At 41.9% G+C, this 17,355-nt stretch carries 17 protein-coding genes; 13 read left to right on the forward strand and 4 right to left on the reverse strand.

Annotated elements, in window-relative coordinates:
• The first annotated feature begins 7 nt into the window (after positions 1-7).
• Positions 8-2,884 carry an excinuclease ABC subunit UvrA gene (gene uvrA / locus OIT90_RS02965; protein ID WP_341084669.1) on the forward strand — a complete coding sequence of 959 codons (2,877 nt, stop codon included), beginning with the start codon at positions 8-10 and terminating at the stop codon, positions 2,882-2,884.
• A 34-nt stretch (positions 2,885-2,918) separates the two neighbouring features.
• Here uvrA and OIT90_RS02970 read toward each other — a convergent pair whose 3' ends face one another.
• Positions 2,919-3,149, reverse strand: a complete 231-nt coding sequence (locus OIT90_RS02970) for a hypothetical protein (protein ID WP_034281058.1) — start codon at positions 3,147-3,149, stop codon at positions 2,919-2,921.
• Positions 3,150-3,346: 197 nt separating this feature from the next.
• Between OIT90_RS02970 and OIT90_RS02975 the strand changes: the two genes are divergently transcribed.
• From OIT90_RS02975 to OIT90_RS02995, 5 genes are all read left to right on the forward strand, one after another.
• The gene (locus OIT90_RS02975; protein ID WP_041088094.1) at positions 3,347-3,682 is read left to right on the forward strand and encodes a membrane protein; all 336 of its coding nucleotides are present in this window, start codon (positions 3,347-3,349) and stop codon (positions 3,680-3,682) included.
• A gap of 11 nt (positions 3,683-3,693) precedes the next feature.
• Positions 3,694-4,785: a DUF4097 family beta strand repeat-containing protein gene (locus OIT90_RS02980; RefSeq protein WP_474892237.1), complete on the forward strand. Its 1,092-nt coding sequence runs from the start codon at positions 3,694-3,696 to the stop codon at positions 4,783-4,785.
• Between the two features lie 6 nt (positions 4,786-4,791).
• On the forward strand, positions 4,792-4,986 hold the full coding sequence (locus tag OIT90_RS02985; protein ID WP_024423578.1) for a PspC domain-containing protein: 195 nt from the start codon (positions 4,792-4,794) through the stop codon (positions 4,984-4,986).
• Positions 4,987-5,373 carry a phage holin family protein gene (locus OIT90_RS02990; RefSeq protein ID WP_024423577.1) on the forward strand — a complete coding sequence of 129 codons (387 nt, stop codon included), beginning with the start codon at positions 4,987-4,989 and terminating at the stop codon, positions 5,371-5,373.
• Between the two features lie 94 nt (positions 5,374-5,467).
• Positions 5,468-9,322 (forward strand): lamin tail domain-containing metallophosphoesterase family protein, encoded by a 3,855-nt coding sequence (locus tag OIT90_RS02995; protein ID WP_474892238.1) that lies wholly within the window; start codon positions 5,468-5,470, stop codon positions 9,320-9,322.
• A 30-nt stretch (positions 9,323-9,352) separates the two neighbouring features.
• Here OIT90_RS02995 and OIT90_RS03000 read toward each other — a convergent pair whose 3' ends face one another.
• From OIT90_RS03000 to nagA, 3 genes are read right to left on the reverse strand one after another with little or no spacing between them, the layout of a single operon-like run.
• Positions 9,353-10,078 carry a GntR family transcriptional regulator gene (locus OIT90_RS03000; protein WP_144490021.1) on the reverse strand — a complete coding sequence of 242 codons (726 nt, stop codon included), beginning with the start codon at positions 10,076-10,078 and terminating at the stop codon, positions 9,353-9,355.
• Positions 10,079-10,096: 18 nt separating this feature from the next.
• On the reverse strand, positions 10,097-10,822 hold the full coding sequence (nagB, locus tag OIT90_RS03005; RefSeq protein WP_216431242.1) for a glucosamine-6-phosphate deaminase: 726 nt from the start codon (positions 10,820-10,822) through the stop codon (positions 10,097-10,099).
• Positions 10,822-12,012, reverse strand: a complete 1,191-nt coding sequence (gene nagA, locus OIT90_RS03010; RefSeq protein ID WP_247543797.1) for an N-acetylglucosamine-6-phosphate deacetylase — start codon at positions 12,010-12,012, stop codon at positions 10,822-10,824. Before nagA ends, nagB begins: the two co-directional genes overlap by 1 nt.
• A gap of 177 nt (positions 12,013-12,189) precedes the next feature.
• On the opposite strand from nagA, the gene hprK reads away from it, so the two are divergent.
• From hprK to OIT90_RS03045, 7 genes are all read left to right on the forward strand, one after another.
• On the forward strand, positions 12,190-13,122 hold the full coding sequence (gene hprK / locus OIT90_RS03015; protein WP_024423572.1) for an HPr(Ser) kinase/phosphatase: 933 nt from the start codon (positions 12,190-12,192) through the stop codon (positions 13,120-13,122).
• 11 nt (positions 13,123-13,133) lie between these two features.
• Positions 13,134-13,958, forward strand: a complete 825-nt coding sequence (gene lgt, locus OIT90_RS03020; RefSeq protein ID WP_039181691.1) for a prolipoprotein diacylglyceryl transferase — start codon at positions 13,134-13,136, stop codon at positions 13,956-13,958.
• A gap of 19 nt (positions 13,959-13,977) precedes the next feature.
• Positions 13,978-14,922, forward strand: coding sequence for a nucleoside recognition domain-containing protein (locus tag OIT90_RS03025; RefSeq protein ID WP_039181688.1), 945 nt, complete (start codon positions 13,978-13,980; stop codon positions 14,920-14,922).
• On the forward strand, positions 14,919-15,569 hold the full coding sequence (gene ppaX / locus OIT90_RS03030) for a pyrophosphatase PpaX (RefSeq protein ID WP_106025583.1): 651 nt from the start codon (positions 14,919-14,921) through the stop codon (positions 15,567-15,569). The genes OIT90_RS03025 and ppaX overlap by 4 nt, the downstream gene beginning before the upstream one ends.
• Before the next feature lies 1 nt (position 15,570).
• On the forward strand, positions 15,571-16,089 hold the full coding sequence (locus OIT90_RS03035; RefSeq protein ID WP_039181684.1) for an acyltransferase: 519 nt from the start codon (positions 15,571-15,573) through the stop codon (positions 16,087-16,089).
• Positions 16,090-16,158: 69 nt separating this feature from the next.
• Positions 16,159-16,587, forward strand: coding sequence for an Rrf2 family transcriptional regulator (locus OIT90_RS03040; protein WP_024423567.1), 429 nt, complete (start codon positions 16,159-16,161; stop codon positions 16,585-16,587).
• Between the two features lie 87 nt (positions 16,588-16,674).
• Positions 16,675-17,316 carry an NAD(P)-dependent oxidoreductase gene (locus tag OIT90_RS03045; protein ID WP_474892239.1) on the forward strand — a complete coding sequence of 214 codons (642 nt, stop codon included), beginning with the start codon at positions 16,675-16,677 and terminating at the stop codon, positions 17,314-17,316.
• Positions 17,317-17,355: the final 39 nt, after the last annotated feature.

Here is a 17,355-nt window from a genome sequence, read left to right on the forward strand (position 1 = left end):
TTGCCTGATGGCTATGGAACGAATAGAGGTGAAAGGTGCTAGAGCCCACAACCTTAAAAATATTGATGTGAATATCCCGCGTGACCAGCTAGTGGTCATTACGGGGTTATCTGGTTCAGGAAAATCGTCGCTTGCCTTTGATACCATTTATGCAGAAGGTCAGCGCAGGTACGTTGAATCTCTTTCAGCGTACGCACGCCAATTTCTTGGGCAAATGGATAAACCGGATGTAGATGCCATTGAAGGTCTTTCTCCGGCGATTAGTATTGATCAGAAAACGACGAGCCGAAACCCTAGATCAACAGTTGGTACTGTTACTGAAATTTATGATTATTTGCGTCTCTTGTATGCTCGAGTCGGAAAACCGATTTGTCCTATACATGGGATTGAAATTACGTCACAAACGATTGAGCAGATGACAGATCGTATTTTAGATTATCCTGAAAGAACGAAATTACAAGTGCTTGCCCCAGTTGTTTCCGGCCGCAAAGGAACACATGTGAAAGTACTTGATCAAATTCGGAAGCAGGGCTATGTGCGAGTGAGAGTCGATGGAGAGATGGAAGACCTTTCAGAAGATATCGAGCTTGAAAAGAACAAGAAGCATTCCATTGAAGTGGTTATTGATCGTATCGTGGTGAAGGAAGGCGTGGCTGCTCGTCTGTCTGACTCACTTGAAACCGCGCTGCGGCTAGGTGAAGGCCGAGTGATGATTGATGTGATTGGACAAGAAGAGCTGTTATTCAGCGAACATCATGCTTGTCCGCATTGCGGGTTCTCTATTGGTGAACTTGAGCCGAGAATGTTTTCATTTAATAGTCCTTTTGGTGCCTGCCCGAGCTGTGATGGGCTCGGTTCCAAACTAGAAGTCGACCCTGAGCTTGTCATTCCTAATAAGGATCTGACTTTACGTCAGCATGCCATTGCACCATGGGAGCCGCAAAGCTCGCAATACTATCCTCAGCTTCTTGAGGCCGTATGTACACATTATGGCATCGACATGGACATTCCTGTGAAAGATATCCCATCGCATTTATTCGATAAAATTTTATATGGAAGCGGATCTGAACGGATTTATTTTAAATACGAAAATGATTTTGGACAGGTACGTGAAAATGAAATTGAGTTTGAAGGTGTTCTTCGTAATATTGAACGACGCTATAAAGAAACCAGCTCTGATTATATTCGTGAGCAAATGGAAAAATATATGGCGAATCAGCCATGTCCGACATGTAAAGGATATCGTCTGAAAAAAGAAACGCTGGCGGTTCTCATCAATGGCAAGCATATCGGAGAAATCACCGATTTGTCTGTCTCTGATGCCCTTGATTTCTATGAAAAAATCGAGTTGTCTGAGAAAGATTTGCAGATTGCCCAGCTCATTTTGCGTGAAATCAAAGAGCGCTTGTCTTTCTTAAATAATGTGGGATTAGATTATCTGAATTTGAGCCGGTCAGCTGGCACACTATCAGGTGGAGAAGCGCAGCGGATTCGTCTGGCCACTCAAATCGGGTCAAGGCTGACAGGTGTTCTTTATATATTAGATGAACCATCCATTGGTCTGCATCAGCGCGATAATGACCGGTTGATTGGGACGTTGAAAAACATGCGCGACATCGGGAACACACTGATTGTCGTCGAGCATGATGAAGATACCATGCTTGCCGCTGATTATTTAATAGATATTGGACCTGGAGCAGGAGTTCATGGAGGAGAAGTGATTTCAGCTGGAACGCCAGAAGAAGTCATGAAGGATCCGAAATCATTAACAGGACAATATTTATCAGGTGAGAAATTTATTCCGCTGCCAATCGAGAGAAGAAAGCCTGACGGCCGCTATATTGAGATAAAAGGTGCAAAAGAAAACAACCTGAAAAACGTGAATGCGAAGTTTCCTCTTGGCGTCTTTACAGCTGTGACTGGAGTATCCGGCTCAGGGAAAAGTACGCTTGTGAATGAAATTCTATTAAAATCACTTTCACAAAAATTGCACAGAGCGAAGGCGAAGCCAGGGCAGCACAAAGAAATCAAAGGAATGGATCATTTGGATAAGGTCATTGATATTGATCAATCTCCAATTGGCCGTACACCGAGATCGAACCCTGCCACGTATACAGGTGTCTTTGATGATGTGCGGGATGTGTTTGCACAAACCAACGAAGCAAAGGTAAGAGGTTATAAAAAAGGCAGATTCAGTTTTAACGTCAAAGGCGGGCGCTGTGAGGCGTGCCGCGGGGATGGCATCATTAAAATTGAAATGCACTTTTTGCCAGATGTGTATGTACCTTGTGAAGTGTGTCACGGGAAACGTTATAACCGTGAAACTCTTGAGGTCACATATAAAGGGAAGAACATTGCTGATGTGCTGGAAATGACGGTGGAGGACGCACTCCAATTTTTCGAGAATATCCCGAAAATTAAGCGGAAGCTTCAAACGATTTATGATGTGGGGCTTGGATACATTACACTTGGACAGCCTGCAACGACATTGTCCGGAGGAGAGGCGCAGCGCGTGAAATTGGCATCTGAGCTTCACCGCCGTTCAAACGGAAGGTCTCTTTACATTTTGGACGAGCCGACAACAGGTCTGCATGTGGATGATATTGCCCGTTTATTAAAAGTGCTTCAGCGTTTGGTTGAGAACGGTGATACGGTGCTGGTCATTGAGCACAACCTTGACATTATCAAGGCTGCTGATTACCTCGTTGATCTCGGACCAGAAGGCGGTGCAGGCGGCGGAACGATCATTGCCTCTGGCACTCCTGAGGACATTGCAAAAGAAGAAGCATCTTACACAGGCCAATACTTGAAGCCTATTTTAGAGCGTGACCGTAAGCGTATGAAACAGCTGGTCAAAGAAACAGAAAGTGTGACTTCTTCATAAAGAAAACCCCTCTTTTTATCGAGGGGTTTTTCTTTTATTGCACATCTTCCTTCGGCATTAAATTACTGAGGTGCGTTAAATCCTTTAAAATATGCGTGCTGCTGCTGTCGAGCAGTACCTTTAAATAACGGATATCACCATACTTTGGATGAGACGGATGAATGGTCTCAAGCTCCTTGATCATATCGCTGTTCATGCTTTTCTGTTTCTGTATAAGGTCTAAAAGCGTTTGAGCCGTGTGGTTTGAATTATGATGATCTGTCAAAATAATTACCCCCTATAATGATAATCACCATCTTTTCAACATATTTTAAAGGGTAATCTGTGAAGAATCTACTCTTAGGTGCAAAAAGAAATAATTTGTGTCTAAGGTCATATGTAAATCGAATGATTTTGAAACTTTTTATACGCAATAAACGTATGAGTTAGAAAGGAATTTTCGTTATGAAGGAGCGAATATATATGAATAGAGATCAGTCGATTATTGCTTCTATTTGTTACTTTAGTGTATTTTTTATGCCGTTTATCGTACCGATCGTGGCGGTTTTTGTAGTAGACCAAAAGGAAACGAAACGGCATGCGATGCGGGCATTATGGTCACATCTTTTGCCGGTCGCAGCATGCATTCTATTGGTTTTTGGGTCTATCCCGTTTTTATTGGCGACACAGGCAGGCGACTCGCTCATTCCAGTCATGACGGTGTTCATCTTGTCTTTTTTAGTAGCCATTGGCTTTTTGATCTCTGTCATTTGGAATATCATTCAAGGTATTAAAGTACTTCAATCCATCAAATCTTAGGAGGGCTTTGTATGAATGAAAAAGAACGAATTTTAAAATTAGTAGAAGACGGGGTATTATCAGCAAAAGAAGCAATTACGCTGTTAGAAAAATTAGAAGAAGGTCAGTCCGTCTCATTAGAAAAGTCTACGGATGATCACACCTTTCATGAAGAAAAAGCTGGAGCAGAGAGTAAAGGAAACGGCACCGAAAATCTTGGGGCAAAGCTGTTTGGCTGGTTAGATACTGCGGTGAAAAAGGTAAAAGACGTGGATCTTGATTTGAACTTTGGACAGTCCGTTGATGTTGAGCATATTTTTCAGTTCAAAGACGCATCGCTCTCTCATTTAGATATTCAATTAGCGAACGGCAGCCTCAACGTGATGCCTTGGGACGATCGAGATATTCGAGCAGAGTGTCATGCGAAAATCTACCGTGCAGAGGATGGAGAGCAGGCAAGGCAGCAATTTCTCAATCAATTGGACTGCGGGCTTGAAGGGGATAAATTTTTTATTCGAACCGAAAAGAAGACGATGAAAGTCAATGTTACTTTATACGTACCGCGTATCCAATACGATAAGATCAAGGTCAAGCTGTTTAATGGGCCGATTCGCGGGGAAAAGCTAAAGACAAAAGAACTTGCCGCGAAAACCACAAATGGTGTTGTCTCTTTTGCCTCGTTACAGGCAGAAAAAGTCGGAATTGAAACAGCAAACGGACAAATCAAACTGGCAGATCACGAGTGTGGTATGATTGAAGTAGAAACCATCAATGGGCTCATAGACCTGCGCGGGAAAAGTGAATCAATTGATGCCCAAAGCTTTAACGGAAATATTGCGGTTCAGCTGTCAGATGAAAAGTGCCGTTCCATCTATGCGAAAACGACAACAGGCAGTGTGGACGTTCAGATCCCGCGCGCATGTGCAGTGACCGCTGAGCTGAAAAGCAATCTCGGGTCTATCTCTCACGATTTACTTGATGTAGAGATGATTAAAGAAAAAAATGAAACATTACAAAAAGAGAAAATGATCAAAGCCAATCAACAAGCGGCACACAGTATATCCATTTTTGCAGAAACAAAAACAGGCTCAATACAAGTAAAGCACCAATCAGACAAGGAGTGATTCTACATGAAGAAGCTTTATCGTTCAGCAACAGATAAAAAAATAGCGGGTGTTGTTGGTGGACTTGCGGAATATTTAAGTGTTGATGCATCGCTGCTTCGCATTTTAACAGTCATCATCGGATTTTTGACAGCATTTATGCCGATCTTTCTGATCTACTTCATTTGGTATTTTGTTGTTCCGGAAGAAGGCACTAAATAAATGCTTAGATGGATCGTCAGTATTTTAGTAAATGCATTACTTTTAATCGTCATTGCTGGATATTTTGATTCAGGCATTCTGCCTGGGCTCGGGAGCGTGTATATTGAAGGGTTTGGCGCAGCCATTGTGGCAAGTATCATTTTGTCCTTGCTCAATATTTTAGTGAAGCCGTTTTTGATCATTTTAACGCTTCCAGTGACCGTCCTTTCTCTAGGATTGTTCTTATTTGTCATCAATGCCATTACACTCATGATGACATCGAGCTTTATGGGAGATAGCTTTAACATTGATGGATTCGGAACGGCCATTTGGATGGCTGTTATTTTGTCCATTTTCCATCTGTTGATACAAAAAGGAATCGTAGAGCCGTTAGCGAAAAAAAGCTAACGGTTTTTTTGTGCAAATTTGTATCGTTTCTCCGTTCCATCTGACATAAAAACCACCTTCAGGAGACACAATATCCGAAGGGAGGCGGTGCAAGATGGTGAACGTGAGCAGACAAATCATGCTTTTATGTTTTTTTATCATTCTTTTTTGTTTCAGTCAGCCTGCTTCAGCAAGGCCTTTTCTTCAAACAGAAGTGAATGTACCGGACAAGCCTTTTTCGCCTTTTATCTTTGATCAATTTCATGTGGATGTCCGCCCGGTTCAAGGAAAAAGCCATGACCTTCAGTTTCGTGCGTCCATTAGTGACCAAGAACAGATTTTGTCTGCGAACTTGTATTATAAACAAAGTGATGAACTGGGGTATCGCTTGATTCCAATGGAACGGCTGCCCGGAATGAAGCCAGAATTTACAGCGAAAATTCCGCCAGATCAATTATGGAATCCAACCGTTCATTACTATACTGAGTTCCTTACGCAAAAATCAGTGATCAAAACAGCAGAGAAATCGGTTCATTTAAATGGATTTGAAGAGGATCTTTCGCATATTCCGGACTTATTCATCACAGAAATTGTCGTTAATTCAAAAAACCGAAAAGGCAAAGATGCTTTTGAGTTTATCGAAGTGTATAACACGACACATGCGCCTATCTCACTTAAACATTATCAGCTCCGCTACCGCAATCCCACACAGGGTATCGAATTGGATGATGTATATTCCTTTCATAAAAATCCAATCACCATTTCACCTGGAAAACCTTATGTTTTTTGGCTGAGAAAAAAAGGGCAGGAGCATTTAACTGTAGCGGACTTTAATGCCATGTACAAAAGCCAATTAAAAGAGGGCGAGCATCTAACCATTATCGAGAGCAAAGGGCTGTCCAACTCTAAATCTCGTCTTGTTTCGATCACAACAAATATAGGTGAAGAGATTTCTTCTGCCGCATTTCGTTTGAAGCCATCATGGTTTAGCGAGCATAAATCCTTGCTGTTTAAGTATCCAATGGATGGTACGACGCAGACGAAGCTGATTTCGAAAATTGAGGAAGAGCCCACTCCAGGTAAAGTGCTAAAAGCACAAATTCCATCTGAGAAAAAGGAAATTTCTCAAGATATCCATAAACCTGTGATTGAAGATATGACGATAAGGAAACCGGTGAAACCAACTGAAAGCGTAGAGATTAAAGCAGATGTCCAGGATGATCAGGCCGTGAAAACCGTCAAGCTGCGTTATCGAACGAATCGAAAAGAAGCGTTCAAGGAAATACTGCTGCAAAAAGACCAAAATGACCGGTTATTTCATCATATTATTTATTCACCTGAGTTGATTGGGAAGGAACAATTGGAATATCAGCTTGAAGCGTCAGATGGCGAAAATGAAGCCAAAACGTTGAAAAAAACGGTTGATGTTGAGCAGGTTAGCAAAGCCCACGGTCTCCGATTCAATGTAGAAGAGGGAGATACGGTTTCAGGGTTATTTTCATTAAAGGCAACGTCTGATCAGAAAAAAAGCATCGAATTACGGATTGATGGAAAACGGAATCAGCAAGTATCCGCTGCCCTTGAAGCAGATCCATATATCGCATTTGATGTCAAAGGAACAAATTTATATTTTAAAAATGGGGTGTCTATAGGTAAGCGTTTACTTTCTGTTTTTGATGATTCGACAAAAGTGTACCGTACCTATACAATGCCAATACCAGAAGAAGAGATAAAAAAGGCAGGTCTCCAAACGATCTCATTCCACGCTGGCACAAAGTCTTCTCCGATAGACAGGCTCCCTGGAGAGAATCATGATGATTTTGAATTGAAAAACGTCAGGATGATCTTATCGAATGGAACACAAATTCAGCCAATCAATGCGAAGCCGCAAAAGGAATGGAGAATGGGAGACAGCGGGAACGCAAAAAAGGTTAGAACGTTTCAATTTGAGATTCCAAAAGAGGCTTATGTCTCAACCTATATAAAGTGGGATACAAAAAGGCTGAAAGAAGGGCCACACCTAATTGAGGCCAAAACCTCAGACGAGCATGCTTCAGTACGTGTGAAAGTTGATAACACTGGGCCGAGAATTAAGACCAACGTACAAGCAAAGGATCAATATAAAGGCGCCTTTACATTAAAAGCAAAAGTAACGGATCGCTGGAGTGACATAGAGGAGTTGAAGGCGTATGTAGATGGCAAACCAGTTTCTTTGCCATATCAGACGTCCTCTAGTGAATTAAAGCCTGGGAAGCACACGTTTATGATCAAAGCAAAAGACGCTGCTGGGAACATGTCGACGTTGAAAAAAGAGTTCAAGACCGTACATGAGCATCCAGAAACACCAGAACGGGTGGCAGATAAGACGAAAATGAAATCATCAAAGCAAACTGTGCTAACCAAGGATCCAACCAATGATAAGTTAGATTACTCTTTTTATCGTGCCTATCAATATACATCGCTGCATCCTTCAATGAAGATTTTTAAGTATGCAGCAGAGACAGAGCCGCCAAAGAGTTTTCTTCAAAAAGGAGAAATGATTTTTTCTGATCAAGAAAGGAACCGCATTGCATTTGTTGATGGGAAGGCAGTTGAAACGAAGGATTTACAACGTTTTCCTTATCATCGTTTTCAAATTAAGGTTCATCATGATGTGCGCGAAAAGGATGTCGTCGAAGCTGTATGGAAAGGGAGTTCATTGTCGGGGAGAAAGGTGACAATGTACGCATGGAATCACCAGCAGGAAAAGTGGGATAAAATCACTCATCACTTTGCGAAGGATCAAAAGGAATTTTACCTAAAAGGGCTGCTGTCAGTGAGACAGTACATGAGGAATCAAACGTTTGATTTGCTAGTACAGGATGAAATCAGCAAATCGCAAAAGCCGTATAAGATGGTGTGGATGTCTGACACTCAATATTATGCAAAGAGCTATCCTCATATCTTTAAACAAATGGTCGAATGGATCAGAGATCAGAGGGAGAAATTAAACATTCAATATGTGTTCCATACAGGCGATATTGTGGATGATTCAAAGGATAAGCAATGGCACCGTGCTGATACATTTATGCGTGTATTAGATGAGAATCACATTCCCTATGGTGTTTTAGCAGGAAATCATGATGTTAGACACAAGGACGGTTTATATGCGGAATACGGGAAATATTTCGGGGAAAAACGCTTTGCTGATAAGCCTTACTATGGTGAATCCTATCGAAACAATAAAGGTCATTATGATCTCATCTCTGCCGGCGGCAATGATTATATGATGGTGTACATGGGCTGGGGGATTAAGCAGGATGAAATTGATTGGTTAAACCGCGTGATTTCTGAGCATCCAGATCGTATTGTCATTTTAAATTTCCATGAGTATTTGTTAGTGAGCGGCAACCGAAGCCCGATTGGCGAGCTCATCTTCCACCAAGTGGTGAAACGCCATCCTAATATTGTGGCAGTATTTAGCGGCCACTACCATGGAGCCAGCAGGAAAGTAGATGAGCTTGATGATGACCATGATGGAAAAGCAGACAGGAAAGTATATCAAATACTTGCCGATTATCAGTCAGGACCTGAAGGTGGGCAAGGGTTTATGAGGGTCATAACAGCGGATCAAGAAAAAAATCAACTTCATTTTACAACATATTCACCTTACTTGAATAAAGAGCATTTTTACGATCCTAAAACGTATGGAGATCAAGATGAATTTTCAATCGATGTGGATTTGACACCGAAAATGAAATCTGTCAAAACCAATTATTTTGAACTCAATGTGTACACGAATGTTCTTTTAGGAGAAGCGCGCGGCGTAAAAAGCGGCAAAAAAGCGAGCTTTGAGTGGAAGGGCTTAAAGCCAAATGAAGATTATTATTGGTACACTGTAGCAAAAGATCGTTTCCAAGGAAAAGCCATTTCACCAATATGGAAAATTCATACAAAAGATGATGACGAAACAAAATTTCTTAGGAAATAAAAAAACAGTGCTCCGTGTCAGGGGCACTGTTTATCTTTCCATTGTATGAATGAGCTTGTAACGATCCCCTCTATAAACGGAAACTACATACTCAAATGGAACGTCTTGTTGAAAAAAAGTCGTTCTTGTTATGGACAGTACAGGATCGCCTGTTGAAATAGACAGCAAGTGTGCTTCTTCCTTTGAGGCAACATTGGCTTCAAGCTCCTGTTTGGCATGAGCAATGACATGACCAGTGTGAGTTTCTATATATTCATATAAAGAGCCAGTTAAATGTTCCTTTGTTAAATCTCCTGCAAATCTTTCAGGGATATAGCTCGTTTCAATCGCCATCGGTTCATCATTTGCAAGGCGTATCCGTTTTAGTTCAAAGACATCATCACTAGTTGACAGTTGTAAGGCTGTCAGCAAGTGCTCTGGACATGCGGTTTTTTTGAAGTCAATCAGCTGGCTTGATGCTTTGAGCCCTCGCTGCCGCATATCCTCTGAAAAGCTTGTTAAGCCTTGAAGCGGCTGTTCAAATTTTTTTCGGCTAACAAAGGTGCCTTTACCTTTTTGTCGATACAAATATCCTTCGTTCACAAGATTCGATAAGGCTTGTCTGACAGTCATTCGACTAATACCAAAGCGTTCGGCATATTCTCTTTCAGAAGGAATGAGTGTATCAGGTGCTAATGTTCCATCCTCAATCTGCTTTTTCAAGTTCTCCATAATCTGATGGTACATCGGAATAGGTGACTGCTTATCAATAAACATGTGAAAATCCTCTCGTTTTTAGCGTAGTGATCCAGCTTCTCGATCAATCAAAACTGTTACATCTTCATGGAGTTTCAGTGCAGATGCTGGGAAGTCTGGATGAATCTCTGCCTGTTCTAAATATTGTATCACTTTCGCTTTTGATTTTCCCGAAGCAAGAAGGAGAATCTTTTTACTTGAAAGAATGCTCGCAATTCCCATTGTGATCGCATGAGTAGGTACCTCATCAATAGAAGAAAAGTATCTTGCGTTAGCCTGTCTCGTGTTCTCATCTAATTGCACGACATGAGTCTTTGAGTTGAAAGGGGTACCAGGTTCGTTAAAACCGATATGTCCATTTTGACCAATTCCAAGGAGCTGAAGATCGATGCCACCTACATCCTCAATAAGCTGGTCATATCTTAAGCATTCCTTTTCTAAGTGAGCTGCATTGCCATTTGGAAGAAAATACTGACTCTGAGGGAGATCAATATAGTCAAATAAATGACGTTTCATATAGGTCATATAACTATTTTCGTGTTCTGGATCAAGCCCTGCATATTCATCTAAATTGATTGTTTTTGTTTGCTTGAAAGACAATTGATGTGCTTGATGAAGTTTAATTAACTCTTTGTAAGTATCAATAGGTGTACCGCCCGTTGCTAGGCCGAGTACGGCATCGGGTTTAGCAGCTATTGCATGTGCAATAATGGCGGCTGCTTCTTTTCCTAATTGCTCCTTGCTTTCAAATTCGATGATGTTCATTAGTGGTTGGCCTCCTTTTTTTCAAAGACGATTTGTCCACGGCAGATCGTCATCATCAGTTCACCAGATTCATCCCAAATCACCAAATCTGCTAGTTTTCCAATTTCGATGGAACCGAGCTGTTGATCAAGTCCCAGCTGAGCGGCTGCATTGGTTGAGGTCATCTTCGCAATCTCTGTCCACTCACAATTTGTGAGCTGTTTCATCCGTTTGACGCCATCTTTCATTCGCAAAATCGATCCTGCAAGTGTACCATCTTCCAGCAATGCTTTTTCGCCGCTGACTGTGACCGTCTGACCGCCAAATTCGTACGTTCCATTACCGAGCCCTTTTGCACGCATCGAGTCTGTGATCATGATTAAACGATCACTTCCTTTTGCCAAATACGCAAGCTTGATGGAAAGAGGATGGGAGTGAATCCCATCTGTGATCAGCTCGGTATAAAGGTTCTCATTCGTAAGAGCAGCACCTACAGCGTTCGGTTCACGATGCTGAAACGAACTCAGTGCATTATAAAGGTGCGTTACATGGCGTGCACCATGCTTAGCTGCTAAATTTATCATGTCGTGATGGGCATTCGTATGTCCAATAGAAGGGATCATGTTCTTTTCCTGTAACAGGGACAGAAAAGCAAAATGTGTGTCTTCCTCAGGCGCAAACGTGACTATTCGAATTAGCTGTTCAGCTGCATCCAGCCATTTTTTAAAAAGCGGAATATCGGGCTGTTTAATCCATTGAACAGGCTGTGCCCCTGCCTTATCTTTAGAAATAAATGGACCTTCTAGGTGGATTCCTAGACATTGTGCCTGACTTCCTGCTTGTTCTTCATTACTTTGTTTCCACTGAGCGACATTTTTAAGTGCCTGCTCAATCTCATGATGGTTTTGTGTAATGGTTGTCGCTAAAAAACTTGTCGTTCCTTCTGATGGAAGGTTGTCAGCGAGTGTATTCATCGCTTCTGCTGTCGCATCCATCATGTCTGCACCATATCCACCATGGATGTGAATATCAATCATTCCAGGGAGTAAATAAAAGTTTTCCCGGGAAATATATACTTTTTCATAATTTCCTGTCGGTGGTGATGTTGAAATATAGTCAATCTTGCCATCGCGTAAACCGACAAAACCGTTTTCAATGATCTTTGTCTTAGTCACAATATGAATATTGGAGAGCAATAAAGAACCGCTCATGTTTGAGCCCCCTTATTCGTTATCTTTCATTTAAGTTTACTCTTTTTAAGTATAGTTGTCTATACCAGTGAGGGCGGTGAAACAGGAACAGGATAAAATACTGTTTTGGGTTCATCATTGAAAGTGATAAAATAGAGCTGTATTTCTGAATCGCCTGTGATAAAAGGAGGAAGAAGCGTGCCGAAAGTTCGTACGAAGGACATAATGGAACAATTTCATCTTGAACTGGTAAGTGGGGAAGAAGGGATTAATCGTCCCATTACAATCAGTGATCTTTCCAGACCAGGTATTGAAATGGCTGGTTATTTTACATATTACCCAAAAGAAAGAGTTCAACTTTTAGGGAAAACAGAGCTTTCTTTTTTTGAACAGCTCCCAGAACGCGAACGAAAGCAGAGAATGATGTCTCTTTGTACAGATATTACCCCTGCCATTATTTTGTCTCGAGATCGTGATGTGCCGAAGGAATTAATCGAAGCATCAAATGAAAATGGCGTGCCCGTTTTACGATCTAGCCTAAAAACGACAAGACTTTCAAGTCGATTGACCAACTTTTTAGAAAGTAAGCTGGCACCAACGACTGCCATTCATGGTGTGCTCGTCGATGTATATGGTGTAGGTGTATTATTAATTGGGAAAAGCGGAGTAGGAAAAAGTGAAACAGCCTTAGAATTAGTGAAGAGGGGACATCGCCTTGTTGCAGACGATTGCGTAGAAATCCGTCAAGAGGATCAGGATACGTTAGTCGGAAGTGCACCAGAGCTGATTGAACATCTTTTAGAAATCCGCGGGTTAGGCATTATTAATGTGATGACCTTATTTGGAGCAGGCGCTGTCAGAAGTTATAAGAGAATTACGATTGTGATGAATCTGGAGCTTTGGGAACAAGGCAAACAGTATGATCGTTTAGGACTTGAAGAAGAGAAAATGAGAATTATTGATACAGATGTGCCGAAGCTGACGATCCCTGTGCGGCCAGGTCGAAACTTAGCGGTTATCATTGAAGTGGCTGCGATGAACTTCAGGCTGAAACGTATGGGGCATAATGCAGCAGAACAATTTACAAGTAAACTTGCCGATGTCATTGAAGACAATGGCCAAGATGAATAGGAGTTGACTATATGAACGAAGCAATTCAGCCAATTGATCCGATCGCTTTTCAGCTCGGACCTATTTCGGTTCATTGGTATGGTGTGATTATTGGGGTCGGAGCCTTGCTTGGACTCTGGCTCGCACTGAGAGAATGTGAAAAAAGAGGAATCAATAAAGATCTGTTTATTGACTTAATCTTATTCGCCATTCCAATCGCGATTATTTGTGCCCGAATTTATTATGTATCCTTCGAATGGGATTACTATCAGCAGCATCCAAACGAAATCATTAAAATCTGGAATGGTGGAATTGCGATTCACGGCGGGCTGATTGGTGCTGTGCTGACAGCCATCGTTTTTACAAAAGTGAGAAAGGTATCGTTTTGGAAAATAGCTGATGTCGCAGCACCTAGTATTTTACTAGGGCAGGCAATTGGGCGCTGGGGGAACTTTATTAACCAAGAAGCGCATGGTGAGGCGGTTTCAAGAGCCTTTTTAGAAAATTTGCATCTGCCTGAGTTTATCATTAATCAAATGTATATTGATGGTACCTATTATCACCCGACGTTCTTATACGAATCATTATGGAATCTTGCCGGTGTTGTCATATTGATTTTATTACGGAGAACTTCGCTGCGGAGAGGCGAAATTTTCTTGTCTTATTTAATTTGGTATTCAATCGGCCGTTTCTTCATTGAAGGGATGAGAACAGACAGCTTAATGCTGACAGAACATCTTCGAATCGCACAGATGATTTCGATTGCGATATTCGCAGTGGCTGTTCTACTGATTTTCTTTAGAAGAATGAAAGGATACGCATCAATTCCGTATAAAGAGAACAATTCATCGAATTAAGCAGGGGGGATGAGAAGAGATGAGAGAGACATGGAAAAACGGCTTGAAAGCAGGGCTATCGACAACTTGGACTCTTGGCAAAGTTATCTTTCCAGTAACTATTCTCGTCAGTATCTTGCAGCATACGCCTGTCATGGATTGGATTATCCGATTCATTCAGCCATTTATGGGGCTGTTTGGTCTTTCGGGGGAAGCAGCGATTCCGCTTGTATTAGGAAACATGCTGAATTTGTATGCGGGAATTGCAGCCATTTTGACATTAGAGCTTCCTGTGAAGGAAGTGTTTATTTTGGCAGTGATGCTGTCCTTTTGCCATAACCTGATCATCGAATCGACAGTGGCGGCAAAGGTTGGACTGAGAGTATCTGTGATTTTGCTGGTTAGAATCAGTCTTGCTGTTATTTCTGCTATTGTCATTCATCTCGTTTGGCAGGGAGGCGAGGAGCCGGCGCAATATGGACTTTTGAGTGCAGCTCAGGCGGCTGATGTGCCTTCCAGCTGGTACATGATCGTTCTTCTTGCTATACAAAAAGCAGTACTCGGTGTGCTGCAGCTTGCCTGTATCGTTATCCCGCTCATGATCATCATTCAATTCATGAGAGATTTAGGCTGGCTTCATACACTGTCTAAGTGGCTGTCACCTTTTACTAGAATGCTTGGGATGAAAGAAAATACGTCTATGACAATGGTGGCTGGATTAACGATTGGTCTGGCGTATGGAGCCGGCGTGATGATGAAGGCAGTGGAAGAGGACGGTGTGAGTAAAAAGGACTTAACCCTAGCTTTTATTTTCCTCGTTGCCTGCCATGCGGTGGTCGAAGATACGCTGGTTTTTATTCCACTTGGTATTCCAGTATGGCCGCTTCTTGTGATCCGCCTGATTTCTGCAATTTTATTGACAGCTGCCATTAGCTATATTTGGCGGAAGCGGGAACATGCAGCTGTTAGAAAGGAAGCCATATGAACGAATCGACGATCAACACAGTGCTATTTGATTTAGATGGCACATTAATCAATACAAATGAATTAATTATTGCTTCATTTCAGCATACGCTGGACCATTATTACCCTGGTCAGTACAGCCGTGAGGATATTCTTCATTTCATTGGTCCGTCCTTGTTTGATACATTCTCTGCGATGGATCCTGAGTTGACGGATGACATGATTCAGATGTACCGCACGTTTAATCATAAGCAGCATGATCTGCTTGTGACTGAATATGAGACCGTTTTAGACACATTGAAAGTCCTGCAGGATCGAGGATTTAAGCTCGGTATTGTCACAACGAAGATACGGGATACGGTTTTAATGGGATTGAAGCTGACCGGTTTAGAGCCGTTCTTTGAGGTCATTGTGACGCTCGATGATGTACAAAATGAGAAGCCGCATCCGGAGCCTGTTCAGCTTGCATTATCAAAGCTTGGCAGTGATCCGCATGAAGCGGTGATGGTTGGTGATAATTATCATGACATTTTGTCTGGTCAAGCGGCAGGGACAAAAACGGCAGGTGTGGCTTGGTCTATTAAAGGAGAAGAGGCCCTTTTAAAGCATCGCCCTGACTTCATGCTGAAGAAAATGAGTGATCTCCTGGCGATTGTTGGAGCTGATTAAGTTGAGAAAAACAGATCGATATCCAGTAAAAGGGGTCAATTCGCTGCGGCAAGTCTATCGGACAGTTCCCTTTTTCAAAGTGGTGAAAAATTTCATTTTTATTCAAATGGCAAGGTACACGCCGTTTATGGGAATGAAAAATTGGATATACCGAACTTTTCTTCGTATGAAGGTCGGCGAGGATACTGCGTTTGCCTTAATGGTGATGGTTGATCTGATGTTTCCTGAGAAAATCACCGTCGGTCGAAATAGTGTAATCGGTTATAACACAACCATCTTATCCCATGAGTATTTGATTAAAGAGTACAGACTTGGGGAAGTCTATATTGGTGATGAAGTCTTAATTGGAGCTAATTCCACTATTTTACCTGGTGTGACCATTGGGGATGGAGCAATCGTATCGGCTGGTACACTTGTTCATAAGGATGTGCCAGCAGGCTCATTTGTTGGAGGAAATCCAATGCGTATGATTTATACGAAGGAAGAAATGGAAGCACGTCAATCTAAGTCTGCTGAGTAGCTCGGCAGACTTTTTTGTTGACAATGTGACATGGTGTAACTATAATGATTACAACAGAGGTGAGAAAACATGAAAATCAGCAGCAGATTTACTGTCGCTGTCCATATTCTGGCCTTGCTATCACTTGAAAAAGGATCTTTACAGACATCGGAGGATATCGCAGGAAGTGTGAATACAAACCCAGTGGTCATCCGCCGCATTATGAGTAAATTGAAAAAAGCAGGCCTAATCTCAACGAGTCTTGGCAAAGGTGGTTCGCAGCTGAACCGCAGTGAAGACGACATCACATTGCTCGATGTGTATAAAGCGGTTGAAGTCGTAGATGAGGGTGAATTGTTTCAAATTCATGAAAGCCCAAATCCTGACTGTCCGATCGGTGCAAATATTCAAGCGGTGCTTGAATTAATTTTATGCCGCGCTCAAAGTGCGATGGAGCAAGTACTTGCTGAGATCAAATTAAGTGAACTAACGCATGTGCTAATCAAAAAAATTGGATGATCAATTCAATTTTTTTTACCTCTGTTGTAACCGAAATAGTTACACCTTTCTTTATCAACATAAAACCATATTGTAGGAGGAGTTAACATGAAAATTGGAATTATTGGCGCAACAGGAAAAGCAGGACAAGAAATTGTGAAAGAGGCTCAATCAAGAGGACATGAAGTAACGGCAATCGTCCGAGATGCACAAAAAATGACTGATTCATCACTAGCTGTTCTTGAGAAGGATGTGTTTCACTTGCAAGCAGATGACATCAAAGGATTTGATGTGATTGTGAATGCATTTGGCGCACCCCCTGGACAGGAGCATCTTCACGTAGAAGCTGGGAAAAAGCTGATTGATATTTTAAAAGAAACACCTGAGACTCGTTTAATCGTTGTGGGCGGAGCAGGAAGTCTATTTGTAGATGAGGCGAAAACAACAAGACTTGTGGACACACCAGAATTTCCGAAGGAGTATGTGCCTACTGCTTCTCAGCAAAGAGAAAATCTAAAAGATCTTCAACAGTCAGAGGGATTAAAATGGACATTCCTCAGCCCTGCCGCATTCTTTAATCCAGCTGGCAAACGTACAGGTTCATACGTGAAAGGGAAAGACAATCTAATTGTCAATTCTAAAGGTGACAGCTATGTAAGCTATGCTGACTACGCCATTGCACTGGTTGATGAAGTGGAGCAGGCAGCCCATGTTGGAGAACGTTTTACCGTTGTATCTGAAGCTGAATAAGCAGTTTCATGGCCGCCTAAAAATGATAAATGGGGAATC

The organism is Bacillus sp. ABR, assembly GCF_056172715.1.

What these genes read in the sequence shown, in the direction of transcription:
- uvrA (WP_341084669.1), top strand. Translation starts at nt 8, where the DNA reads ATGGCTATGGAACGAATAGAGGTGAAAGGTGCTAGAGCCCACAACCTT.
- OIT90_RS02975 (WP_041088094.1), top strand. Translation starts at nt 3,347, where the DNA reads ATGAATAGAGATCAGTCGATTATTGCTTCTATTTGTTACTTTAGTGTA.
- OIT90_RS02980 (WP_474892237.1), top strand. Translation starts at nt 3,694, where the DNA reads ATGAATGAAAAAGAACGAATTTTAAAATTAGTAGAAGACGGGGTATTA.
- OIT90_RS02985 (WP_024423578.1), top strand. Translation starts at nt 4,792, where the DNA reads ATGAAGAAGCTTTATCGTTCAGCAACAGATAAAAAAATAGCGGGTGTT.
- OIT90_RS02990 (WP_024423577.1), top strand. Translation starts at nt 4,987, where the DNA reads ATGCTTAGATGGATCGTCAGTATTTTAGTAAATGCATTACTTTTAATC.
- OIT90_RS02995 (WP_474892238.1), top strand. Translation starts at nt 5,468, where the DNA reads ATGGTGAACGTGAGCAGACAAATCATGCTTTTATGTTTTTTTATCATT.
- OIT90_RS03000 (WP_144490021.1), bottom strand. Translation starts at nt 10,078, where the DNA reads ATGTTTATTGATAAGCAGTCACCTATTCCGATGTACCATCAGATTATG.
- nagB (WP_216431242.1), bottom strand. Translation starts at nt 10,822, where the DNA reads ATGAACATCATCGAATTTGAAAGCAAGGAGCAATTAGGAAAAGAAGCA.
- nagA (WP_247543797.1), bottom strand. Translation starts at nt 12,012, where the DNA reads ATGAGCGGTTCTTTATTGCTCTCCAATATTCATATTGTGACTAAGACA.
- lgt (WP_039181691.1), top strand. Translation starts at nt 13,134, where the DNA reads ATGAACGAAGCAATTCAGCCAATTGATCCGATCGCTTTTCAGCTCGGA.
- OIT90_RS03025 (WP_039181688.1), top strand. Translation starts at nt 13,978, where the DNA reads ATGAGAGAGACATGGAAAAACGGCTTGAAAGCAGGGCTATCGACAACT.
- ppaX (WP_106025583.1), top strand. Translation starts at nt 14,919, where the DNA reads ATGAACGAATCGACGATCAACACAGTGCTATTTGATTTAGATGGCACA.
- OIT90_RS03040 (WP_024423567.1), top strand. Translation starts at nt 16,159, where the DNA reads ATGAAAATCAGCAGCAGATTTACTGTCGCTGTCCATATTCTGGCCTTG.
- OIT90_RS03045 (WP_474892239.1), top strand. Translation starts at nt 16,675, where the DNA reads ATGAAAATTGGAATTATTGGCGCAACAGGAAAAGCAGGACAAGAAATT.